This window comes from Pectobacterium parmentieri (assembly GCF_001742145.1).
GTDB lineage: Bacteria > Pseudomonadota > Gammaproteobacteria > Enterobacterales > Enterobacteriaceae > Pectobacterium > Pectobacterium parmentieri.
Map to the genome: position 1 here is coordinate 3,090,727 of NZ_CP015749.1, position 24,021 is coordinate 3,114,747.

The window sequence follows — 24,021 nt, forward strand, 5'->3', positions numbered from 1 at the left end:
ATGTCCTCTCGTAAAGAACTTGCCAATGCTATCCGTGCGCTGAGCATGGATGGGGTGCAGAAAGCCAAATCCGGTCACCCGGGCGCACCGATGGGCATGGCCGATATCGCCGAAGTCCTGTGGCGTGACTATCTTAACCATAATCCGGCCAACCCTAACTGGGCCAACCGTGACCGCTTCGTGCTGTCTAACGGCCACGCGTCCATGCTGATTTACAGCCTGCTGCACCTCTCTGGCTACGACCTGCCGATTGAAGAACTGAAAAACTTCCGTCAACTGCATTCTAAAACGCCAGGCCACCCTGAATACGGCTACACCGCTGGCGTTGAAACCACTACCGGTCCGTTGGGACAAGGCGTTGCCAACGCCGTCGGTATGGCGATTGCCGAACGCACGCTGGCGGCGCAGTTCAACCGTCCGGGCCACGAGATTGTTAACCATCACACCTACACCTTCCTCGGTGACGGCTGCATGATGGAAGGGATTTCCCACGAAGTTTGTTCGCTGGCAGGCACCATGAAGCTCGGCAAACTGACCGCGTTTTATGATGACAACGGCATCTCCATCGACGGCCACGTAGAAGGCTGGTTTACCGACGATACCGCTGCCCGCTTTGAAGCCTACGGCTGGCACGTGGTACGTGGCGTCGACGGTCACGATGCGGACGCTATCAAGCGTGCCATCGGCGAAGCCCAGCTTGTCACCGACAAGCCGTCGCTGCTGATGTGCAAAACCGTGATTGGCTTCGGTTCACCGAACAAGGCCGGAACGCACGACTCGCATGGCGCACCGCTGGGTGACGCGGAAGTTGCGGCTTCCCGCGAACAGTTGGGCTGGGCGCATGCGCCGTTTGATATTCCGGCTGATATTTATGCTGCCTGGGATGCCAAACCGGCCGGTCAGCGTAAGGAAGCGGCCTGGGACGAGGCGTTTGCCGCCTATTCCAGCGCGTATCCGGAACTGGCTGCCGAGTTCAAACGCCGTACCGGCGGTGAGCTGCCAGCCAACTGGCAAACTGATGCACAGAAATTTATCGAAGACTTGCAGGCCAATCCGGCGAAAATTGCCAGCCGCAAAGCGTCACAGAATGCACTGGAAGCCTACGGTAAACTGCTGCCGGAATTCCTGGGCGGCTCTGCCGACCTGGCACCGAGCAACCTGACCATCTGGTCCGGCTCGGTCTCGCTGGATAAAGACCACGCGGGTAATTATATCCACTACGGCGTGCGTGAATTCGGCATGACGGCGATCGCCAACGGGATTGCGCTGCACGGCGGCTTTGTGCCGTACACCGCGACCTTCCTGATGTTTGTCGAATACGCGCGTAATGCGGTGCGTATGGCTGCGCTGATGAAAATCCGCAGCATCTACGTCTACACCCATGACTCTATCGGTCTGGGCGAAGACGGCCCGACCCACCAGCCGGTTGAACAACTGGCCAGCCTGCGCGTGACGCCAAATATGAGCAACTGGCGTCCGGCGGATCAGGTGGAGACGGCGGTGGCGTGGAAATACGCGATCGAGCGTCAGGACGGCCCAACGTCACTGATCCTGTCGCGTCAGAATCTGGCACAGCAGACGCGTACCGCTGAACAGTTGGCGAACGTGGCGAAAGGTGGTTACGTGCTGAAAGACAGCGACGGCCAGCCGGAGCTGCTCCTGATTGCCACCGGTTCTGAAGTGGAACTGGCTGTGGGTGCGTATGACAAACTGACTGCCGCAGGCCGCAAGGTGCGCGTGGTATCAATGCCGTCAACGGATGCGTTCGACAAGCAGGACGCAGCCTACCGTGAAGCGGTGCTGCCGAAAGCAGTTTCGGCACGTGTGGCGATTGAAGCTGGTATCGCAGACTACTGGTTCAAGTACGTCGGTCTGAACGGCGCGATTGTCGGCATGACGAGCTTCGGCGAATCGGCTCCGGCTGAGTTGCTGTTCGAGGAATTCGGTTTCACCGTCGATAACGTGGTCGAAAAAGCGCAGGCGCTGCTGAAGTAAATCAGCGATTCCGTAAACTGACGATGCAGTAAGACAGCGATATCGCGCCCAAAAAGATCACAAACCGCCCAATTGTTTGTGATCCAGATCAATTAATTCACTCGATCACATTGCATAGCTCCAGCGCCGCATGCTGATATTGCGGCGCAACACGACACGTTGCATCAGCCTATTTTTATCGCGGCGTGCTACTGCTACGGCAGGCAAGACCAAAGTAAAAATGCATTTCCTCTTTTTAAGAGGTGCATTTTTATTTTGGTCTTTTTTTTTGGCCTAATTGGCGTCAACACAGGGTAAAACTATGAATTATCAAAAACTTGGAGTCGACATACTCGCATTGAGCGGCGGCAAGCAGAACGTCAGTAAACTGACCCATTGCGCCACCCGCTTACGCTTTGAGTTCAACGACAACCATGCGGTACAGGCAGACGCGATTGCTAAACTCCCCGGCGTCATTAGCGTGGTCGATCGCGGCGGTCAGTTTCAGGTGGTGATCGGCAACGACGTTCAAATCACCTACCGGGCGATTTTGAATGAGATTGGCGAAATGAACGGCCAGCGCCACACAGGTAGTAAGGAACAGCAGAAGAAAGGCGGCATTTTCTCGCAAATCATCAGCGTGATTTCCACCACCTTCACCCCCGTCATTCCGGCAATTACGGGCGCGGGGATGATCAAAGCGCTGCTGGCAATCCTCAAGCTGACGGGGTTAATTTCCGCCGACAGCACGACCTATCGTCTGCTGGATACCATCTCCGATGCGGCTTTCTTCTTCCTGCCCGTGCTGCTGGCCTACGGTGCCTCCATCAAGTTCGCCTGTAACCCCATTCTGGCAATGACGATTGCTGGCGCCTTGTTGCACCCGAATCTGGCCCAGCTACTGGCATCAGGCGGGCCGATCAGCTTTATCGGCATTCCGGTACGGCTGGCGGACTACGCCGGATCGGTGTTACCGATCATTCTCACCGTGTGGATCATGTCCTACATCGAGCAATTTGCTGAAAAGATCTCGCCGTCCATGATCAAATTTTTCACCAAGCCGATGATCGTGCTGCTGTTTACCGCACCGCTCGCGCTGGTAGTGATTGGGCCTTTCGGTATTTTACTCAACGATCTGGTCGCCAGCGGTGCTGCCATCATTGACGGAAAGGCAAGCTGGCTTATTCCGATGTTGATGGGCGGCCTGCAACCGTTCCTGGTGATCACCGGTACGGCCTGGGCGATGACGCCGATTGCCACCTCGCAGCTTACCCGTAACGGTTTCGAGATGATCAACGGTCCCGGCATGCTGGCGTCCAACATTGCGCAGGGTGCCGCCACGCTGTGCGTCGCGTTTAAAACCAAAAACAAAAATCTGAAACAACTGGCCTCTTCAGCAGGCTTCACCGCCCTGCTGGGGATCACTGAGCCTTCCCTGTACGGGGTTACGCTGAAACTGAAGAAACCGCTGATTGCTGCCATGATCGGCGGGGGCTGTGCGGGTATCTATGCGGGTTTAGCTGGGTTGGTTCGCTACGCTTTCGTTTCACCGGGGCTGGCAGCGCTGCCTGCTTTTATTGGTGAAAACCCGATGAATATCGTACATGCGCTGATCACCTGCGCCATTGCGATTGTCGTCACGTTTGCGCTTACCTGGATCATGGGATTCGACGATCCGGTGGATGAAACGGACAATGCTCAAGCAGACTCAGCCCAAGCAGACCCACACCACCCAGCACCGTCAGTTAATACCACACAAAAATCGCAGGCCATAGCAGGTCACACTGAACCACAGGCGATTCTCAGCCCGCTGTCCGGCAAGCTGGTCGCGCTGAATGACATCAACGATGACGTATTCTCACAGGGATTACTGGGGCAAGGCGTGGCGATTATTCCTGACAACGGTGAAGTCGTCGCGCCCGTCAGTGGGGAAATCATCACGTTCCTTGAGTCCAAACATGCCGTCGGTATCCGCGCGGATAACGGTCTGGAATTACTGATTCATGTCGGGCTGGATACGGTGAACCTCAACGGCAAACACTTTACGGGTTACATCAAACCGGGCGACCGCGTCACCGCTGGCGACAAATTAATTAGCTTCGATCTGCATGAGATCACACGTTTAGGGTATGACCCGATTACGCCAGTCGTGATCATCAACAGCGATGACTACGCCAGCGTCGTCTGCACCGTGCCACAGCCGATCGCACAGATGGATACCATCATTAACGTGAACGCCTGATCGCCAACAGAAGCATTGGGTGCCCTACCCAATGCTTCTACCGTCTTTCTTGATGTGAGAAAAATATGCACTATCAACAGCAAAAACACTTCCCGGCGGGCTTTCTGTGGGGAGCCTCAACGTCAGCTTATCAGGTAGAAGGGGGCTGGCAGGCTGATGGAAAAAGCCCGTCGATCATTGATCAGTGTCAGCATCCGGAAAATACCGCTGACTTCACCGTAGCCAGCGACCACTACCATCGGTTTAAAGACGATGTGCGGCTTTTCGCAGAATTGGGGCTGAAGGCTTACCGTTTCTCTATCGCCTGGACGCGTATTCTTCCCAACGGCACCGGTGCCGTAAATCCGCTGGGCATCGCGTTTTACAACAGCCTGATTGATGAGCTGAACGCGCACGGTATCGAACCGGTCGTCACGCTCTACCATTTTGATTTGCCTTATTGTCTGGAAGCACAGGGCGGCTGGCAGAATCGCGCCACGATTGACGCTTTTGTTCACTACGCCCGCACGCTGTTTACGCATTTCGGCGACAAAGTTAAATACTGGCTAACGATAAATGAGCAGAACACCATGATTCTGCACCCCGGCGCGATTGGTCTGCCGGAAGGTGGCGTTTTGCCCTCCAAGAAAGTGCTGTATCAGCAGAATCACCACATGATGCTGGCGCAGGCGCAGGTCATGGCTCTGTGTCACGAACTCGCGCCCAACGGCCTGATTGGTCCGGCAATCAACACCACCTCCATGTATCAGGCCACCAGTAAGCCGGAAGATGCCATCGCTGCGCACAACTGGGAAACGCTGCGCTGCTGGAGCTTTCTGGATGTTGCCGTGCATGGCCGCTACAACGCGCTAGCCTGGCGCTATCTGGAAGATCGTGGTCTGGCACCGGAGACATTGCCCGGCGATGACGACATCCTACAGTCCGGCAAGCCCGACTACGTGGCGATTAACTACTACTCCACCGCCACCATTGCCGCCAGCAAAGGGGATGCATCGGACGTCAGCGCCCGCGCGGGCGATCAGCAAATCATGCTGGGCGAACCCGGCGTCTATCGCGCGGCGGAAAACCCGCACGTTGATAAAACGCCCTATGGTTGGGTCATCGATCCCGTTGGTTTGCGCTTAACATTACGTAAAACCTACGAACGCTACCATCTGCCAATACTGATTACGGAAAACGGCATGGGCGCACCGGATAAGCTTGAGGCCGATGGTACAATCGACGATCAATACCGCATCGATTTTATTGCCCGTCATATTGAACAAATGCAGCTCGCCATCAGCGATGGGGTTGATCTGATTGGCTATTGCCCGTGGTCAGCAATCGATGTGGTCAGCACTCATCAGGGCTACGGTAAACGTTACGGATTTATTTATGTGAACCGCGATGAATTCGATCTGAAAGATCTGCGCCGCATCAAAAAGAAAAGTTTTTACTGGTATCAGGGTGTCATAGAATCAAATGGCGCGCGGTTATTTCCCAACGTGCCATAACACTGATGCCCCAGTACCCCGTATTAAACGGGGATAAGCCCTACTCTGAATCACTCATGTTGCGGGGAGATAACCCGCGACATGAAAAAGATAAGAAATGGGTTATTATTTCACTCACGTTCCCACTGATATCACTCAAGAAACGCATGATGGCTGAACCGATAAAAGCAATAAAAATACTGAACAATAGCCTGGTGTTATCTTCTGATGCAGATAACAACGAAATCATTGTTATGGGGAAAGGGATCGGCTTTAACAGCAAGACGGGAGATATTCTCGATCCAGCCAAAATTGAGAAAACCTTTATTCTTAAGGATGGCACGTCACCACGCGAATTTGCCCGTTTGATTGAGCACGTCGGGGAAGAATATGTCCACATCGTGAATAAGATTATTGATGATGCGAACCGGCAGCTTCATGGCCGCTTGAGCGAGCAGGTCTTTTTTACGCTGATCGACCATATCAGCTTTGCGATTGAGCGTTATCGCAAAGGCATCAGCATACAAAATCGTCTGCTTTATGAGGTAAAGCGGTTCTATCCGCAGGAATTTGCGATTGCTTCGCGGGCGCTCAACGACATTAACCAGCAAATGACGCTGGAATTGCCAGAAGAAGAAGCGGGTAATATCGCATTTCATTTGGTCAACGCACAAACCGACGTCCAGAATATGGAGAACACACTTCAGTCGGTCAAGATGCTGAAAGATATCTTTAATATCATTCAGTACAACTTCCATATCGTGATTGATAAAGAATCGATTAACTACTCACGCTTCCTGACGCACATGCAATTCTTTATCCAGCGCCTGTTAGAAAATAGCCTGATTCATTCAAATGATGATTTTATTTTTGATCAGGTCACCAAAGAGTATCCTGATGCCTATAAATGCAGCAGACTGATCAAAGATTATATTCATAACCTGCTTAATATCGACATTTCTAACGACGAAATGCTGTACCTGATTATTCATATCGTTCGCATCACTCCGGAACAATAACGCGCTTCCAATAAGCGATAAACGCCTAATCGGCGTTTCTGTAGCTGCTGCCCCTCGTTCTGATGGCCGTATTAGTACGACACCCATCCCTGACAGCCCCCGTCAGAACCGGGTATTATCAAGGAGGGTAACGCAGCGATTACTGAAGATTTCATCGCATTTTTGGTTGCTGAGCATGTTAAATCGATAAGGTATTAGCTAATATCAGCCTTATAGAAAAATGATGGAAATTTTTTGTGACAACGATTGCCGATATCGCTCAAAAAGCCGGAGTGGCAGCATCAACCGTTTCTCGCGTGCTTAATAACGATCCTACCCTGTCCGTAACCAAAGAAAAGCGTCAACTCATTAAGAAAATTGCTGATGAGTTGGCATATTTATCGCCCACACAGCGTAAACAGCAGAAAAAAAGGTTAGAGAACTCGCTTGTGGTACGATCTCATTTCAAAATGGATAATGACAATGCATTAAATCTCGCCGTCGTCCACTTTCTTACGCCCTCAGAAGAACTCAACGATCCTTATTTCACCGCGATGCGTATTGGTATTGAAAACCGCTGCCACCATTTTAATATTTCGTTGCGCAATCTATTCACCACAAATTTATCATCCAATAGCCAGACTTTAGCTCAAGCGCAAGCGATCATTTGCGTAGGTCACTTTAGCGATAACGATATCGCCTTAATCTATTCATTAAATAAGAACTTGATTTTTATCGACTCAGCCCCCTTCGATAAACAATGCGATGCCGTGCTTTTTGATCGGGAAGCGGCTGCACGCGAAGTCTTACATTATATTGTTAATAGCGGAGCCCAACGCCCCGCGTTTATAGGGAACAATGAGAGCCGACTGCATGTATTTCAAGAGATAACCCAAAAATACAATATCTACCACGAATCGAGATGTAAGATCAGCCAGCTATTCTGTATTGAGTCCGGCTATCAGGCGATGAATGAGTTGCTGCAACAAAAGGAATGGCCTGATGTCGTATTCGCAGCGACAGACATTATCGCTATTGGCGTGTACCGTGCGATTCAAGAGAAAGGTATTTCAATTCCCAGACAAATAAAAGTGATCGGAATGAATGATATCCCCACGGCACAGCACCTCAATCCCAGTTTGACCACAATGCGGCTCTACCCTACTGAAATGGGCGAAGCCGCCGTCGATCTATTTTTAGAGTTGGTAGCGGGACGCTATTATAAGAAACACGTACAGGTTGGTTATGAGATGGTCTGGCGCGAAAGTTTCACACTCAACTCGATGTAACGGTGCTGATATTATAATACGTCCCCTTCTATTTCTTATCTTTATAAGTAAAGTAAGCCATGCGGCCGGAGAGTGTCAATTAGCGGTTATTTTCCATAGCTGATTCAATCCTCCGTTATCATGCCACTGAATACCTGATGCGCCATTTTCTGTCGAACGACTACTGACATCCAAAAGCTTCCCGCTATTTCTATTCATGATTTTATAATAGCCATCTCCAGCATCCAAAATCAGCCATTGCTGGCTAAAATGGCCGGTGTTATACATTTGGAGAATTTGCGCACCATCCTCATTGGCACTGAAATTAACATCAATGTACTTCCCGCTATTCACATTCACCAGATTGAAGTAACCATTACCCATCGCGTTAAAATAAAAACGCTGGCTGTCCCAGTTACCATCACTGTATTGTTCAAGCAATGCGCTATCTTCATGTGAACCACCCTCGACATTGAGCGATTTACCACTATGTCGATTAGCGATCTTATAACGTGCTCCATTGATAAAATTGATCTGCGACTCGGCAAACGCATCCAGTGCCCGGGTAAATTGCAATACATTATTTGAAACTCGTGTCGTCGTACCTAATGTGTAGCCATCCGGCAACACGCTGGCATTCCCCGCAGGTTCCCAATAAAAAACCCCAATCCCTTTATTTCCCGGTACCGCTTTAACGAGATTAATCGTATCCTTAATCGTCCAGTAACTATCCGTTGGGTTCGTTTCCAAACCGCCAACTTCAACGACCATGACTTCCTTACCATATCGGCTCGCCATATCATTAAGATTGCTAGCCAATGAACCAGTAAGCTCCCAATAATTTTTCCCCTCCCAATAGGGGTAGAATGAAAAACCAATCACATCGGTTTTCCCACCGTGCGTGGTGAGGAAATTGTCAAAAAACCAGCGAGCGTTTGAATTATTATTCCCATGCGCCAAATGGCTGATCACCTTAGAGGAAGGGCTGACCGCTTTAACCGCATCATAGCCTGTATTCAGTAACTGCGTTAAATTGGCAAACCGACTGGTACTGCCTTCCGGCAGTAAAATCCCTGGGTTCATTTCGTTACCAACCTGCACCCATTCAGGCGTCACGCCTGCGGATAGCAACGCAGTCATCACCTCATGTGTGTGATTATAAACAGCCGTCGTTAATTGGCTAAGATTGTAGTTCTTCCACGCGGCTGGCTTGATTTGATGACCAGGGTCTGCGAAAACATCGCTGTAATGAAAATCGACCATGACGCGCATTCCCATCGCTTTGGCACGCTGTGCGGCATCCACCACACGGGTTTTATCCGTGTAGCCGAGCATCGTCCAGGTCGTATTATCTTTATGCCATAACGCGCTGGGATCGGGGTTAACAAAAATACGCAACCGCACGGCGTTTATGCCGTGATCGCGTAATATCTGCAACACATCACGCTGAGTTCCGGCATCATCACGCCAGGTAACCCCCCGATCTTCCAATTGCTTTACCCAACCAATATCTGCGCCATAAGCAAACGGCTGTGCCGCTTTAGCCAGATTGGTCGCCATAAATCCTATAAATAGCATTAACAATACAGAGATCATTCCTGAATAATTATTCTTTTTCATTCATTTCTCCTTGAGATAACACGCTTAAATGGTATTGATTACATAAACATCCTGTACAGAAATAATAGCGCTCGATAGTTATAAAAAATAAATTTCACATAGAAAAACAAACAGCCAATATTAATATCATTGGCTGCTTAGTTAATTTTCTGAACTTTTCCCGCGAATTCAACATTACATTTTCGATGAAGTTACCCTCACCATGACAGACATCTATTTTTTAATTAATTCGCCTTCCATTTTCATCAAAAAAATGCACATTTTCACTACGACAGGTAAGCGGAATCGTTGAGTAAGGCGTAATACTGTTGTCACCCGACAAATGCACCTTAAAATGACTCACACCAGAGTAAGCACCAAAAATATACGTCGCATTACCCAACCTTTCAGTGACTTCACTGTTGATAGACAAGCTGACATCGCCACCATTCGGGTCAATACTCAGGTGCTCAGGGCGAATACCCACGGTGATTTTCTGATCGGCATGCAACCCGTGGTTAGCAAGATTAACGGAAAACGTATTGAGCTTATTGATCAAGATACTCACTACATTTCCTTCAATCTTTATCACTTCACCTGGTAGAAAATTCATATTCGGCGAACCGATAAAACCAGCGACAAAAATATTTTCTGGCTTATGGTATAGCGCCATCGGTGTGCCAACCTGCTCAATATATCCTTTGTTTAACACCACGATTTTATCTGCCAACGTCATCGCTTCCACTTGGTCGTGCGTCACATATACCATCGTGTTACGCATTTCCTGATGAAGCCGGGCAATCTGTAAACGCATTTCCACGCGTAATTCGGCATCAAGGTTCGATAGCGGCTCATCGAATAAGAACACTTTAGGATCGCGTACAATCGCCCGCCCGATCGCAACGCGCTGACGCTGACCGCCAGACAGTTGCTTCGGTGTACGATCCAACAAGGCTTCGAGCTGAAGCGTCATCGCCGCCTTTCGCACCATTTTTTCGACTTCGGCTTTAGGGTGTCCATTCATTCTTAACCCAAATCCCATATTTTCAGCCACTGTCATATGTGGATACAGCGCATAGGATTGGAAAACCATCGCAATACCTCGCTCTGCGGGATCAAAATGGTTAACTAGACGGTTATCAATATGAATTTCACCCTCCGTGATCTCTTCCAGTCCAGCGATCATTCTCAGCAACGTCGATTTACCACATCCCGATGGGCCAACGAATACCACAAACTCACCAGAATTAATTTCAAGATTGATACGATGGATCGTTTCCGTCTTATCGTAACGTTTCACTATATTTTTTAGTAAAATATCAGCCATGTGAACCTCAAACGTTAATTTGCCATTGAGAGCGTATTACTTTACCGCTCCCGTCATGCTGGCGATAAATTGCTTCTGCATGGCAAAGAAGATAAGTAAACTGGGAAGTGTAGAAATCACTGTTCCAACCATAATAAGTCCAAAATCTGGAGAATAAGCGGAAGCAAAACTCGATAGCACCAGATTAATCGTTTTTAATTCGTTAGATTGAAGGACAATAAGCGGCCAGAGAAAGGCATTCCATGACGTCATGAAAACAATAATAAAAGCAGCAGAATAACTGGCACGCATAATTGGTACATAGACATACAGAAAAATTTTCCACTCAGCGACGCTTTCCACACGCGCCGCATCGATCAGCTCTCTCGGAAACGTTTTAGTACACTGCCTAAAGTAGAAAATAATAAATGCCCCGGCCACTGTCGGCATGATCACAGCAAAGTGCGTATCGAGTAACCCAGCCTGACCAAACATGGTGAAGAGCGGGATCATTAATGCCGCGAACGGAATCATCATCGTCGTTAATAGCGCCACATAGACACGCTCACGATTCTTGCTGGCATAAATCTCAAACGCATAGCCTGCGATAGAGCACACGACAAGCGTTGATACTGTACTAATCAACGCAATTTTTGACGTGTTCCAGAACACCAGCGCCAGATCCACCTGGCTCGTCAGATTGGTAAAGTTGACCAGCAATTGATCGCCAAACGTGAATTTCCCCATGTTAATTTGACTGGTGCTATTGGTACTCGACACAACCATCCAATAGAACGGGAAAAGCGAAAAAATGCTCATCAACACGAGAAAAATATGCATGAGTATACTGTTAACTTTACTTTTTCTCATATCATCCCTTCCGTGCGACTTTAAACTGAATCAGTGCCAGCACTGCTGAAAAAACAACAATGACGTATGAAACCGTTGCAGCATAGCCAAAGTTAGGCACAAATTTGAATGACAGGTTATAGATATAAAGCGATAACGTCAGCGTCGCATTTGCCGGACCACCATTCGTGATATTCATCGCTTCATCAAACAACTGTAATGTGCCAATGGTTGATGTCACACTGGTAAAAAGAATAACCGGTTTCAATAAGGGTATCGTAATGAAAAAAAATTGCTTAATTGGGCTAACGCCATCAACTCGGGCAGCCTCATAAATCGACTTATCAATATTCTGCATAGCGGAAAGATAAAATATCATGTTATATCCCGTCCAACGCCATGTAATGGCAATAATGATAGTCACTTTCGCCCAGAAAGGATCAGATAGCCACGGAATCGGATCGTCAATGACATGAATAAACAACAAAAATGAGTTAATCACGCCATCCAGTTCAAACATACTCTTAAAAAGAATTGAGTAAGCAACCAGTGAAGTTACGCAGGGTAAAAAGATCGCGATTCTAAACCACTGTCGATATTTAAGCTGAGAAGAATTTAAACAAGAAGAAATAGCCAATGATAATAAAATCATAATCGGAACTTGGATTACCAAAAACACTAACGTATTCCAAAGTGCCGTTTTAAACATAGGATCATTGAATAAACGAAAGATATTTCCCAGGCCAACAAATTGTGTCACCACACCACGGCCAGACTGAAACGATAGCCAAAGTGATTTGAATATAGGGTATATCGTCATTAAGGCAATTAACCCAACAGCGGTAGCAACAAAAGCCCAGCCGTTGATGTTATAAAGCCTATTCATTTTAGGTTTATACATCATTATCACACCATCGATTTCTGGAGAGAAATGCTTGAGGGCTTGCCACCCTCAAGCTCACACTCGCTACTGCATAATCTGGTTTTTCAATGTCGTTTCGGCACGTTTTAAAACGTTATCAACAGAATCACCTTTCAGTAATGCAGGTATTTCCGCGGCAATCGCGTTATCGACTTCCTGGGTATACATGCCGTAGGAAACCTGTGGGATTTCAGTCACCCATTTAGAAAAATCAGCAAACACGGGTTGCCCACCAAAGAACGGATCGTTTACTGCGTAAGCCGGGCCGGAAGTGGCAGGAAGGAAGGTTGCGAGCGCACCACGATCGACCAAAAGCGTTTGATACATATTGCTATCCGCTGCGAAGGTTTTCTGCAAAAACTCAATCGCTTGTTTAGTACTCTTCCCTCCCTTTAAGACATACCAGCTCGACCCACCTTGGTTGGAGGCATGTGTTGCTTTGTCGAGGTTCAGTCGTGGAATCGGCGCGACACGCCATTTTCCTTTCTGATCTTCAGCACTTTTAATTGAACCAATCACCCATACACCAGAAACCACACTCGCTGATTTCCCAGCATTAAAACTCCCCACAAAACTCGACCAGCCAGAAATAGGGCGTGCTATTTTTGCGTCATTAATCGCCTTAATCGTTTTTAATGTTTCTTTCAGCGCATTGTTTTTGGTGAGATTGAGTTGCCCTTGATTATCAAAGAACCATTCTCCACCGGACTGCATCATAATATGAGGAAGAACCACATCGTTCATGTCGTAGGTCAGCATATCAACGCCAGTTTTCGCTTTTACCTGCTTGCCGATCTCAATATATTTATCCCAAGTAATATTCACCATATCACTTTCTTTATATCCGGCAGCTTCCAGATAATCGACTCGATAGAACATCCCAGCCACGCCGGAATCAAAAGGAACACCGTATACCTTATTCCCTACCGTCATCACTTTAGTTTTATAAGGTGCAAACTGGCTATAGTCGATAGCATCCTGTAATGGGATAAACGCGTCAGGATAAGCCTGAAGATATTTCTGAGCATTATAGTCTTCAATAAGAACAATATCAGGAAGCGAGTTTTTAACCCCGGAAGCCAGCATGGTATTTAATTTCTGCTCAATATCTTCTTTACCTGAGTCGATCACTTTCAGGCTAAAACTTGGATCGGATTTTTTATATACCGACGATGCCTCATGCATTGCCGCGACATTGAAGTTAGGATCCCAAGCCCACACGCTGACTTCAGCAGCCAGGCTTTGACTCGATAAACCCAACGTGAGGAATGAAACTGCAAATAGGGTAGGTACTTTATTCTTGATCTTCATCAGAGCAGTCCTTCTTTACTTTTTGTAAGGAGAGGATATGAGTTACTGCATAATGAAGCAACGAGTTACACCGCTTACATTCTTTCATCCGGTGATACGGGTCACACAACAGGGAGAAAAATGACTAAATATTCGATCTAAATACAAAAAATTTAGGAAATATTTCCCCCCATAAACCCCATACCAACCGATAATCTTGCTTAAAACAAAAAAGAAAAACACCACAACAAATTGAAAATAAAGAAAAAAATGACAATACGAAAGTAAATAAAAAGGTTATTCAGCTAATATTAACCATAATCGTACCTTCACCCTGGAATTACACAAAAATGGAAGCGTTACCACACAGATTCAAGAGGCACACAGGGATACCTGTGTGCCGAAAAGTATGTCTACGTTCTGGCAAACCAACCGTGAATGATGGCGTGCTGTAGCAGCATAATGGTCTTGCCGTCTTTAATCCGGCCATCGTTCATCATCGCGACGGCTTCACTAAACGGCAGCTCCAGTACCTCAATATCTTCATCTTCCACGCCACCGCCCGCATTATCCCGCAGCGACTCATCGTATTCGGCAGCGAAAAAGTACACACGCTCCGTCAGACTGCCCGGCGACATATAGGCATAGAACAGCTTTTCAACATTGCCGATTGCATAGCCCGTTTCTTCTATCGCCTCGTTACGAATGCACTCTTCGGGCGAATGATCGTCCAGCAAACCGGCACACGCTTCCAACAACATGCCGCTTTCATTGCCGTTAACATAGCTGGGAATACGGAACTGCCGTGTCAGGATCACCGTGCCTTTCTCCCGGTTGTACAGCAGAATCGTCGCTCCATCACCACGATCGTAGACCTCACGAGCCTGGCGAACGACACCGCCATTTTTTCTTTTCAAATCAAAAACATATTTATGAAGAATAAACCAATTATCGGATAGCAACTTCTTTTCGACGATATCAATAGGAGACGACATGCAAACACCTCGGTAATCGATGGTTGGGAAGGCTCATTCATTTATAACAACGTAGATTCATCATATCCCCTTTTATTTGATGAGAAAACGGGCAGGATAACGGCGTATTCCTGTTCTGGTTCGTCGTATGATAGGCCTCTCTGCCTTATCGCTAACCGCTACAATCGCTCTGGAGAATCCATGCCATACGTTAATATCAAAATCACCAATGAAGGCGTCACCGCAGAACAAAAACGTCAGTTGATTGAGGGCGTGACACAGTTGCTGGTCGATGTGCTCAATAAAAACCCAAAAACGACCGTAGTCGTGATTGATGAAGTTGAAACGGATAACTGGGGGATTGGCGGCGTGCCGGTAACGGCGTTAAGAAAAGCAGCAGGGAAACCCTCTGCACCGTCTGATGTAGATTAACGATGTTTCCTTTCACAGGGCTTTGCTGATGTACGAGACAGATACTGATATGCTGGTATCCATCTTTGCCAAATATGAACAGGAATACCTGCACTTCTTCTGGGAATCCACCACTTAAGGGAGCAAGAAATATGGATATTGAACAGTTAGCCGAGGCGCTATACGAGGATTTAAACGGCTATATTTCCAGCGTACAACACACCAATACGAACACGCTAACGATCCATTTCTGTTGTGATAACTGGCGCTATGACGAGCAACACAATTACTCCGTCTACTGCGAACCGCATGAGTCTTATCTGCGTCACTTTATGATTTGCTGCTATGACGTTGTCGAGCATGACATCCACCCTACCAGCTCAGGCGAACTGACATTTACCGATCAGCATCCGCTATTGTGGGACTACAACGCACAGAAAGGCGGCTTGTACTATTCCACCGCAGCGACGGCATCAAGCTATGAGCTACTCGGACGAATCTGGTCGGTTCACCAGCATCTTCTCGGTGACTGGCGTCCAATGAGCAATTATATCAACACTTATAAGCACCAAGACGAGCCAATATTCGGCAATGATGGCAACGGATTACTCGCCAACGGCCCGAAACCTTTATTGGAAGCTTATCAACAGGCGTTATCCTGCGTGCTTAAAACCCGCTTTGTTCCGTCAGTTGAAATGAAAGGGGGCGTTAAAGCGTTGCTCTTTGATTCTGGCTTTGTCATTTGCAAACGGGTGGAACTACAAGAAATCTTCCCCGACGCAGAAACATCAGCGGACCAAGAAAACACCTCATATTGAATGCCCATGAGACAATGCCAAATGAACGAGTTGCAGGAAATTCAACAGTGGTATCAGACACAGTGTAACGGGACGTGGGAACACACGTTCGGCATTAGCATCGATACGCTCGATAACCCTGGCTGGAAAGTAAAAATCGATCTGGCCGAAACATCACTTGCTGGCAAGCCCTTTGTCCCCCTGAGTCAGGGCGAGCAATCAGAAGACGGCGATTGGCTATTCTGTAAAACGGAAAACCTGCAATTCATTGGTTTTTGTAGCGTCAGTAATCTGGCAAAAATGTTAACGGTCTTTCTGAACTGGTGTCGTGATGCGAGAACATAAAACCGCTGAATTTCAGGTAACGTTATGTTTAGCTGCAGGATCAGCCAGACGTACCCCCTGCCGCTCCGGCTATCGGCCTAATCATAAAGATCCCGTTAGCGGCGCGTACTTTATGGGGCAATTCCATTTTGACGGTGAGATCGCCCCAGGAGAAACAACCTCAGCCACCGTAACCGTTATCGCTTCAGTAGAACAGGTAGACACACTTTCTCGTGTTGGCACATGGACTCTGTGGGAAGGGCCGCACTATATCGGCTACGTTAAACTAGATCAATAATGTGGCACAACTTACGTAGAACGAAGTCTGCCCCAAACTTATATCCCCAGCATGGTATCAATCAGCAAATACATGTTCAGGGAAACCACAATCACGACAATAAGCTGTCCGATGCGCTGTACCCATTTACCATTAACCATCGATCCCATCAGTTCACGGTTACTGGTGAAGGACAGTAAGGGAACCAACGCCAGCGCAATCCCGAAGCTCAGTACTACCTGACTTAGCACCAGCACCCGTGTCGGATCCATACCGGACAGGATCACGATAAACGACGGCAGCATCGTGACGGTGCGGCGAACCCAAAGCGGAATATGGAAACGCACGAATCCCTGCATCACCACCTGCCCCGCCAGCGTACCGACAACGGTAGAGGAAAGACCCGCCGCCACCAGACTCAAACCAAAAATGACTGCGGCAGCTTTCCCTAACAGCGGCTCAAGCGTGAGGTAGGCTTTATCCAGATCGGCAATATCCTGATTGCCGCTAAAATGGAACGCTGCGGCGGCTGTTGCCATCATCGCCAGATTGACGAATCCCGCAATCGTCATCGCAATCGCGACATCAACCTTCGTTGCAGAGTAGCGCTCGGCACGGGTGTGGCTTCCCCCATGTTGCGTCAGGGAAGAGTGCAGGTAAATCACATGCGGCATAATGGTCGCCCCCAGCACGCCTGCGGCCAGCAGCACGGCATCGGAGGTCGGTAAACTAGGTATTGCCATGCCTTTGGCTAACGCGGACAGCTCAGGCTGAGAAAATACCAGCTCGACAATATACGCCGCCGCAACAAACAGCAGCAGCCCGCCGATGACCATCTCTAGCGGTTTCTGCCCACGCTGTTGCAGCATGAGGATCAAGAAGGTAGCGACAGCGGTGAGGATAGCACCTTCCAGCAGTGACACGCCCAGCAACAGTTTGAAGCCAATCGCCGCGCCGATAAACTCGGCCAGATCGGTCGCCATCGCAATAATTTCGGCCTGCACCCAGTACGCCCAAACGGCCGGGCGCGGGAAACGATCGCGAATATGTTCCGCCAGATTCTTACCTGTTGCGATGCCTAACTTGGCGGACAGCAGTTGGATCAGCATCGCCATCAGGTTCGCCCACACCACCACCCACAGCAGCGTGTAGCCATAGGCTGCACCAGATTGGATGTTTGTGGCAAAGTTACCGGGATCGATATAACCAATTGCCGCGATAAACGCCGGGCCCATCAGAGAAAGTTTGACCTTCCTTGATGTACGGCTTGTTGACTCAATAACACGGCTACCCGGCATAGTATGACCCTTCTAACACTGTTGTTTTATTACTCTCACAAAAACGATAATGATTATCAAGTGCATTTAGAGTGGTAATACCAATTCTTTTGATAGCTAATGATGATGAGTCATTCAAAAGCTAAAAAACATCTTTTTTATCAAACAAATCTTAACAAGATATAAACAAAAAACCCCATGCGGTGAGCACGGGGTTTGGGCTGAAGGTACGTAATAGAATACGTAGAAAGCAGATGGTGCGTAAAAGCAGAAGGTATCAGTCTTGTGCTTTTGATACGGCAACCATCGCCGGACGCAGTAAACGACCGTTCAGCGTGTAGCCTTTTTGCATGACCATCATGACATGGTTCGGCTGGTGGTCGGCCGAAGGCAACATGGTCATCGCCTGATGCACTTCTGGGTTAAACGGTACACCCACATCACCTACAACGTCGATGCCAAATTTATGCACGGCATCCAGCAATGATTTCAGTGTCAGTTCGACACCTTCAATCATCGCAGCCAATGATTCATTGGCTTTGTCCGCCGTATCCAGCGCACGTTCCAGATTATCGATGACTGGCAGCATTTCATTGGCAAATTTCTCTACCGCAAATTTATGCGCCTTCTCGATATCCATTTCCGCACGGCGGCGAACGTTATCGGCTTCGGCACGAACGCGAAGCATATTGTCACGTTCACGCTGTTGCAGCTCACTCAACTGGGTTTCCAGCTCGGCGATGCGCGCATCACGCGGGTCAGCTACGTCTGCCGTCTCTGGCCTGGCATCCGCTTGCTGCCCTTTTGCTGCTTCCTTTTGATCCAGGACTTGCTCGTCAGGCGTTTTCTGTTCTTTACTACTCATGAAATTCTCCGCGGTTTAGCATTAATCTCGCTAGTTGCTTATTATGGGGATCAAAATCGGGGATTCAAGGGAACCTGTCATATATTGGTTCCCAACGCTGCCGGTACACCACGCTGAGGACAAAACAGCAATGAACACACCGCTTACAATGAACAGGCCGTTTAATTGTATTGGCATTGTCGGCCACCCGCGCCACCCAACGGCGTTGGCAACGCATGAGATGCTCTATCATTGGCTCACCGAAAAAGGTTACTCCGTTCTGATCGAACAGCAGATTGCGCGGGAACTTAACCTAAAAAATGCACCAACAGGTAGCCTTGCCGATATCGGTCAGCAGGCGGATCTAGCCGTGGTCGTCGGCGGTGACGGCAATATGCTGGGTGCCGCGCGCGTGCTATCGCGTTATGACATTAAGGTGATTGGTGTGAATCGCGGTAATCTCGGTTTTTTAACCGATCTCGATCCCGATCACGCCCAGCAGCAACTTTCTGACGTACTCGATGGACATTACCTGAGCGAACAGCGATTTATGCTGGAAGCGCACGTTTGCCGTGCAAACCAGCCCGACAGTATCAGCACCGCTATTAATGAAGTGGTGCTTCACCCGGGAAAAGTCGCACATATGATTGAATTTGAAGTCTATATTGACGACAAATTCGCATTTTCTCAGCGTTCGGACGGCCTGATTATCGCCACGCCCACAGGCTCAACCGCCTATTCGCTTTCTGCCGGTGGTCCTATCCTGACGCCGTCTTTGGAAGCCATTGCACTGGTGCCTATGTTCCCGCACACCTTGTCTGCCCGCCCGCTGGTCATCAACAGTAGCAGCACGATTCGGCTGAAGTTTTCTTGCATTACTAACGATCTGGAAATCAGTTGCGACAGCCAGATTGCGCTACCGGTGCAGGAAGGCGAAGAGGTACTGATTCGCCGCAGCGAACATCACCTGAATTTGATTCACCCAAAAAACTACAGTTATTTCAACACACTAAGCTCAAAACTTGGCTGGTCAAAAAAATTATTCTAAGATTCTACTAATCTACTTTACTGTATATAAAACCAGTTTATACTGTATGTAAACACAGTCCTCATACAGGAAAACTATCATGCTGGCGCAACTCACTATCAGTAACTTCGCCATCGTGCGCGAATTAGAAATCGATTTTCAGTCAGGAATGAGCGTGATCACCGGGGAAACCGGTGCGGGGAAATCGATTGCGATTGATGCCCTCGGCTTATGTTTGGGAAATCGTTCTGATGCCAGCATGGTCAGGCCGGGGACTGCCCGAGCCGACATCTGCGCCCGATTTGCGTTGGCAGATACCCCGACTGCACGCCAGTGGCTGGAAGAAAACCAGTTAGATGACAGCAACGAGTGCCTACTACGCCGCGTCATTAGTGCCGATGGTCGCTCGCGCGGCTTTATTAACGGCACTGCTGTGCCACTGTCTCAACTGCGTGAACTCGGTCAACACCTGATTCAGGTACATGGCCAGCATGCTCATCAGCTCCTGCTGCGCCCCGACCATCAAAAACACCTACTGGATGCGTATGCCGATGAACCCAAATTGCTGGCTGCCATGCAGCAGGTTTGGCATCAGTGGCACCAAAGCTGCCGTGCGCTGGCACAGCTACAACAGGCGGCGATTGAACGCGAGGCCCGCCGAGAACTGCTGCAATATCAATTGAAAGAGCTGAATGAATTCGCCCCACAGCCCGCTGAATACGAACAAATTGATGTTGAATACAAACGTCTGGCAAATAGCGGTCAGCTACTGACGATGAGCCAACAAGCCATGCAGTTGCTGAGCGAAGACGAAGAACAGAACATACTTAATATGCTGCACAGCGTAAAAAGTCAGCTCGGTGAACTGATCGGCATGGATGAAACCCTGTCCGGCGTGCTGTCGATGCTTGAAGAAGCTGGTATTCAGCTTAGTGAAGCCAGTGATGAACTGCGCCACTACAGCGAACAGATGGACCTCGACCCGATTCGGCTGTATGAGCTGGAACAACGTCTGTCACGTCAACTCGCGCTGGCACGTAAGCACCATGTCGCTCCAGAGGCGCTCCCCATGTTTCACCAGCAACTATTGGAAGAGCAACAACAGTTGGAACAGCAGGAAAGCGACCATGACACGCTCAGCGCCGCCGTCAGCGAATACCACCAGCAGGCGTTGCACCTGGCACAACAGCTTCATGTGCATCGTCAGCACCACGCGAGTGAACTGGCACAGCTTATCACCGCCAATATGCGTGAACTGGCAATGCCGCACGGTCACTTCACCATTGATGTCACGTTTACGCCAGACAGTCTGACGGCCACCGGTGCCGATAGTATTGAATTCCGCGTCACCACTAACCCCGGGCAACCACATCAGGCGCTGGCGAAAGTGGTATCAGGTGGCGAACTGTCGCGTATCGCACTGATTATTCAAGTCATCACCGCGAAGAAAATGGACACCCCAGCCATGATCTTCGATGAAGTCGATGTGGGAATCAGCGGGCCAACCGCCGCCATCGTCGGCAGGATGCTGCGTCAGCTCGGTGAATCTACACAGGTTATGTGTGTGACACACTTACCGCAGGTCGCAGGCTGTGGTCACCAACACTTCTTCGTGAGTAAACAAACGGACGGTGCAGAAACGGAGACCCTGATGCAGCCGTTGGATAAACGTGCGCGGTTACAAGAGTTGGCAAGATTGTTAGGCGGTAGCGCCGTGACTAAAAATACGCTGGCGAATGCCAAAGAATTGCTGGCGGCATAAAATCTGCAGCCGCCAAGGGCTAGAAAGGGGCATAACAGGTAAAAAAGCTCAACTTTTTTACCTTCCTGAGGTCATACAATCGCCTTGTAGGTTTCCAAGTCCTGCAAGGTCTATTATCATCGGCAACCTATGCCCTTAAGGAATGTAATCACTATGCGCTGTAAAACGCTGACTGTCGTCGCCGCGGTGGTTGTTATGCTGACTGCCGGTTGTTCCACACTGGAAAAGGTGGTCTATCGGCCGGACATCAATCAGGGAAACTATCTGGCACCGGCTGACGTTGCAAAAATTCACACCGGCATGACCAAACAACAGGTCGCTTATACGCTGGGTACCCCCATGATGCAGGACCCGTTTGGCAGCGATACCTGGTTTTACATCTTCCGCCAACAGCCCGGTCATGAATCAGTAAAACAGCAGACGCTGACACTGACCTTCAGTAGTGGTGGCGTGCTGACCAACATCAACAACAAGCCCGCGCTGGATTGATGCTTTCAATACCGCTTGATGTATGATGGGTGCAACAACAGGCAAATCTGAATATTTCAGGCTTGCCTGTGTTTTTTAATGGCATTTTGGTAATGCGCGAGCAGAAAAACATCATCCGCCATTCAACCGTATTGCTCAGGCTTTATTCTTAGAACGCTCTGCTCGCTGGCGACGTAGTTCTTTCGGATCGGCAATCAGCGGACGATAGATCTCTACGCGGTCCCCCTCCTGCACTACATCAGTCAACTTCGCCGCACGGCTGTAAATACCGACTTTATTCACCTGCAAATCGATATCCTGGCGCAACTCCAGCAGGCCTGATGCCACAACAGCCTGCTCAACCGTACTGCCCTCTTCCAGCTTCACCGTGCGTAGATACTGGCGTTCTGGCAACGCGTACACCACATCAACCTGCATTGCGGACACGGTAGACCTCTTTTGCTCGCTGCGTGAAAGCTTGCACCATATTTCCGGCCAGCTCCTTGAATACTTTGCCAAAAGCGAGTTCAATCAAGGCATTGGTGAATTCAAATTCCAGATGCAGTTCGACTTTGCAGGCATCAGCGCTCAGCGGCGTAAAATGCCAATCGCCACCCAACTGACGGAATGGGCCATCGACCAGTTGCATATTGATATTCTGGTTGTGCGTCAGCGTATTACGTGTAGTAAATGTCTTGCTAATACCCGCTTTGGAAACGTCGACGGCGGCCGTCATCTCCCCTTCTAACGAGGAGAGCACGCGGCTCCCCGTACAACCCGGTAAAAACGCGGGATAGGAAGCAACATCATTCACCAGCTTGTACATCTGTTCAGCACTGAACGGCACCAGTGCTGAACGACTTATCTTTGGCATACTATTTTCCGAGATTCATAAAACGCGCAAAATAATAGCATTGATAGCCCGACAGACAAAAACTCTGCGAAGCTTATCGCACGATATCATTAACCACGACACGGACGCACGGCGGGGATTTCATTCCCAATGACATCCAGTATAATGACGGTACTATGACAAAGAAAAAAGCATACAAACCCGGTTCCGCCACCATTGCGCAGAACAAACGCGCCCGTCACGAATACTCCATTGAGGAAGAATTTGAGGCTGGCCTTGCGCTGCAAGGATGGGAAGTTAAATCACTGCGTGCAGGTAAAGCGAACCTCAGCGACAGCTATGTCACCTTCATGAAAGGTGAGGCTTACCTGTTTGGCGCAACGATCACGCCGCTGAATGTGGCCTCATCGCACGTCGTTTGCGACCCTATACGCACGCGTAAACTCCTGCTCAACAAACGCGAACTGGACTCGCTGTTTGGCCGCGTCAGCCGCGATGGCTATACGGTTGTTGCATTGTCCATGTATTGGAAAAATGCCTGGAGCAAAGTCAAAATCGGCGTAGCGAAAGGTAAAAAAGATCACGACAAACGTGATGACATTAAAGAACGTGAATGGAAAGTAGACAAAGCCCGTATCATGAAGAACGCCAATCGCTAAGCCGCTGGCTTAACAACGGTGAGTTCTGGTATACTGGTGACAGTTTCTTGGGGGCTGATTCTGGATTCGACGGGATTTGCAAAGCCCAAGGTGCATGCCGAGGGGCGGTTTGCCTCGTAAAAAGCCGCAAAAAAATAGTCGCAAACGACGAAAACTACGCTTTAGCAGCTTAATAACCTGCTAAGAGCCCTCTCTCCCTAGCCTCCGCTCTTAGGACGGGGATCAAGAGAGGTCAAACCCAAAAGAGATCGCGTGGATGCCCTGCCTGGGGTTGAAGTGCTAAATCTAATCAGGCTAGTTTGTTAATGGCGTGTCTGTCCGCAGTTGGCAAGCGAATGTAAAGACTGACTAAGCATGTAGTACCGACGGTAGAGTAGTTCCGGACGGGGGTTCAAATCCCCCCAGCTCCACCAATTTAGACATCGGGT

At 49.0% G+C, this 24,021-nt stretch carries 23 protein-coding genes and 1 other RNA gene; 14 read left to right on the top strand and 10 right to left on the bottom strand.

What is annotated here, in order from left to right:
* The 5 genes from tkt (at nucleotide 1) to A8F97_RS14060 (ending at nucleotide 7,975) form a co-directional block, all read left to right on the top strand.
* Nucleotides 1-1,995, top strand: coding sequence for a transketolase (tkt, locus tag A8F97_RS14040; protein WP_033070958.1), 1,995 nt, complete (start codon nucleotides 1-3; stop codon nucleotides 1,993-1,995).
* Nucleotides 1,996-2,296: 301 nt separating this feature from the next.
* Nucleotides 2,297-4,216: a beta-glucoside-specific PTS transporter subunit IIABC gene (locus A8F97_RS14045; RefSeq protein ID WP_033070957.1), complete on the top strand. Its 1,920-nt coding sequence runs from the start codon at nucleotides 2,297-2,299 to the stop codon at nucleotides 4,214-4,216.
* 65 nt (nucleotides 4,217-4,281) lie between these two features.
* On the top strand, nucleotides 4,282-5,709 hold the full coding sequence (locus tag A8F97_RS14050; protein WP_033070956.1) for a glycoside hydrolase family 1 protein: 1,428 nt from the start codon (nucleotides 4,282-4,284) through the stop codon (nucleotides 5,707-5,709).
* Between the two features lie 149 nt (nucleotides 5,710-5,858).
* Entirely contained in the window at nucleotides 5,859-6,707 is an 849-nt protein-coding gene (gene licT, locus A8F97_RS14055; protein ID WP_081483336.1) for a BglG family transcription antiterminator LicT, read from the top strand.
* A 236-nt stretch (nucleotides 6,708-6,943) separates the two neighbouring features.
* On the top strand, nucleotides 6,944-7,975 hold the full coding sequence (locus A8F97_RS14060) for a LacI family DNA-binding transcriptional regulator (protein WP_012822698.1): 1,032 nt from the start codon (nucleotides 6,944-6,946) through the stop codon (nucleotides 7,973-7,975).
* Between the two features lie 75 nt (nucleotides 7,976-8,050).
* Here A8F97_RS14060 and A8F97_RS14065 read toward each other — a convergent pair whose 3' ends face one another.
* The 6 genes from A8F97_RS14065 to nudK form a co-directional block, all read right to left on the bottom strand.
* On the bottom strand, nucleotides 8,051-9,574 hold the full coding sequence (locus tag A8F97_RS14065) for a glycosyl hydrolase 53 family protein (RefSeq protein ID WP_014698810.1): 1,524 nt from the start codon (nucleotides 9,572-9,574) through the stop codon (nucleotides 8,051-8,053).
* A 220-nt stretch (nucleotides 9,575-9,794) separates the two neighbouring features.
* The gene (locus tag A8F97_RS14070; RefSeq protein WP_033070955.1) at nucleotides 9,795-10,880 is read right to left on the bottom strand and encodes an ABC transporter ATP-binding protein; all 1,086 of its coding nucleotides are present in this window, start codon (nucleotides 10,878-10,880) and stop codon (nucleotides 9,795-9,797) included.
* Nucleotides 10,881-10,916: 36 nt separating this feature from the next.
* Nucleotides 10,917-11,729: a carbohydrate ABC transporter permease gene (locus tag A8F97_RS14075; protein ID WP_012822695.1), complete on the bottom strand. Its 813-nt coding sequence runs from the start codon at nucleotides 11,727-11,729 to the stop codon at nucleotides 10,917-10,919.
* 1 nt (nucleotide 11,730) lies between these two features.
* Nucleotides 11,731-12,612 carry a carbohydrate ABC transporter permease gene (locus A8F97_RS14080; RefSeq protein WP_012822694.1) on the bottom strand — a complete coding sequence of 294 codons (882 nt, stop codon included), beginning with the start codon at nucleotides 12,610-12,612 and terminating at the stop codon, nucleotides 11,731-11,733.
* Nucleotides 12,613-12,675: 63 nt separating this feature from the next.
* Nucleotides 12,676-13,941: an ABC transporter substrate-binding protein gene (locus tag A8F97_RS14085; RefSeq protein ID WP_012822693.1), complete on the bottom strand. Its 1,266-nt coding sequence runs from the start codon at nucleotides 13,939-13,941 to the stop codon at nucleotides 12,676-12,678.
* A gap of 392 nt (nucleotides 13,942-14,333) precedes the next feature.
* Nucleotides 14,334-14,915 carry a GDP-mannose pyrophosphatase NudK gene (nudK, locus tag A8F97_RS14090; protein ID WP_014698808.1) on the bottom strand — a complete coding sequence of 194 codons (582 nt, stop codon included), beginning with the start codon at nucleotides 14,913-14,915 and terminating at the stop codon, nucleotides 14,334-14,336.
* 180 nt (nucleotides 14,916-15,095) lie between these two features.
* Here nudK and A8F97_RS14095 point away from each other — a divergent pair, with 180 nt between their 5' ends.
* The 4 genes from A8F97_RS14095 to A8F97_RS24155 all read left to right on the top strand — a co-directional run bounded on the left by A8F97_RS14095 (nucleotide 15,096) and on the right by A8F97_RS24155 (nucleotide 16,724).
* A complete protein-coding gene (locus tag A8F97_RS14095; RefSeq protein WP_012822691.1) occupies nucleotides 15,096-15,326 on the top strand; it encodes a 2-hydroxymuconate tautomerase family protein in 231 nt (76 codons plus the stop codon).
* A 131-nt stretch (nucleotides 15,327-15,457) separates the two neighbouring features.
* A complete protein-coding gene (locus A8F97_RS14100) occupies nucleotides 15,458-16,123 on the top strand; it encodes a hypothetical protein (RefSeq protein ID WP_012822690.1) in 666 nt (221 codons plus the stop codon).
* Nucleotides 16,124-16,144: 21 nt separating this feature from the next.
* On the top strand, nucleotides 16,145-16,447 hold the full coding sequence (locus tag A8F97_RS14105; protein WP_012822689.1) for an immunity 53 family protein: 303 nt from the start codon (nucleotides 16,145-16,147) through the stop codon (nucleotides 16,445-16,447).
* Nucleotides 16,434-16,724 (top strand): hypothetical protein, encoded by a 291-nt coding sequence (locus tag A8F97_RS24155; protein ID WP_014698807.1) that lies wholly within the window; start codon nucleotides 16,434-16,436, stop codon nucleotides 16,722-16,724. The genes A8F97_RS14105 and A8F97_RS24155 overlap by 14 nt, the downstream gene beginning before the upstream one ends.
* Before the next feature lie 38 nt (nucleotides 16,725-16,762).
* Here the strand turns inward: A8F97_RS24155 and A8F97_RS14110 are convergent, their stop codons facing one another.
* A complete protein-coding gene (locus A8F97_RS14110) occupies nucleotides 16,763-18,001 on the bottom strand; it encodes an Nramp family divalent metal transporter (protein ID WP_014698806.1) in 1,239 nt (412 codons plus the stop codon).
* 256 nt (nucleotides 18,002-18,257) lie between these two features.
* The gene (grpE, locus tag A8F97_RS14115) at nucleotides 18,258-18,845 is read right to left on the bottom strand and encodes a nucleotide exchange factor GrpE (protein WP_033070954.1); all 588 of its coding nucleotides are present in this window, start codon (nucleotides 18,843-18,845) and stop codon (nucleotides 18,258-18,260) included.
* A gap of 148 nt (nucleotides 18,846-18,993) precedes the next feature.
* Here grpE and nadK point away from each other — a divergent pair, with 148 nt between their 5' ends.
* The 3 genes from nadK to bamE all read left to right on the top strand — a co-directional run bounded on the left by nadK (nucleotide 18,994) and on the right by bamE (nucleotide 22,102).
* A complete protein-coding gene (gene nadK / locus A8F97_RS14120) occupies nucleotides 18,994-19,872 on the top strand; it encodes an NAD(+) kinase (protein WP_033070953.1) in 879 nt (292 codons plus the stop codon).
* 79 nt (nucleotides 19,873-19,951) lie between these two features.
* A complete protein-coding gene (gene recN / locus A8F97_RS14125) occupies nucleotides 19,952-21,613 on the top strand; it encodes a DNA repair protein RecN (protein WP_012822684.1) in 1,662 nt (553 codons plus the stop codon).
* A 153-nt stretch (nucleotides 21,614-21,766) separates the two neighbouring features.
* Entirely contained in the window at nucleotides 21,767-22,102 is a 336-nt protein-coding gene (bamE, locus tag A8F97_RS14130; RefSeq protein ID WP_012822683.1) for an outer membrane protein assembly factor BamE, read from the top strand.
* A 135-nt stretch (nucleotides 22,103-22,237) separates the two neighbouring features.
* Here the strand turns inward: bamE and A8F97_RS14135 are convergent, their stop codons facing one another.
* Both A8F97_RS14135 and A8F97_RS14140 read right to left on the bottom strand, forming a co-directional pair.
* Nucleotides 22,238-22,519, bottom strand: coding sequence for an RnfH family protein (locus tag A8F97_RS14135; RefSeq protein ID WP_232486650.1), 282 nt, complete (start codon nucleotides 22,517-22,519; stop codon nucleotides 22,238-22,240).
* Nucleotides 22,509-22,955: a type II toxin-antitoxin system RatA family toxin gene (locus A8F97_RS14140; protein ID WP_005971818.1), complete on the bottom strand. Its 447-nt coding sequence runs from the start codon at nucleotides 22,953-22,955 to the stop codon at nucleotides 22,509-22,511. The genes A8F97_RS14135 and A8F97_RS14140 overlap by 11 nt, the downstream gene beginning before the upstream one ends.
* Before the next feature lie 155 nt (nucleotides 22,956-23,110).
* On the opposite strand from A8F97_RS14140, the gene smpB reads away from it, so the two are divergent.
* Both smpB and ssrA read left to right on the top strand, forming a co-directional pair.
* The gene (gene smpB, locus A8F97_RS14145; RefSeq protein WP_012822681.1) at nucleotides 23,111-23,593 is read left to right on the top strand and encodes an SsrA-binding protein SmpB; all 483 of its coding nucleotides are present in this window, start codon (nucleotides 23,111-23,113) and stop codon (nucleotides 23,591-23,593) included.
* A 50-nt stretch (nucleotides 23,594-23,643) separates the two neighbouring features.
* Nucleotides 23,644-24,006, top strand: a transfer-messenger RNA (tmRNA) gene (gene ssrA, locus A8F97_RS14150).
* The last annotated feature ends 15 nt before the right edge of the window (nucleotides 24,007-24,021 follow it).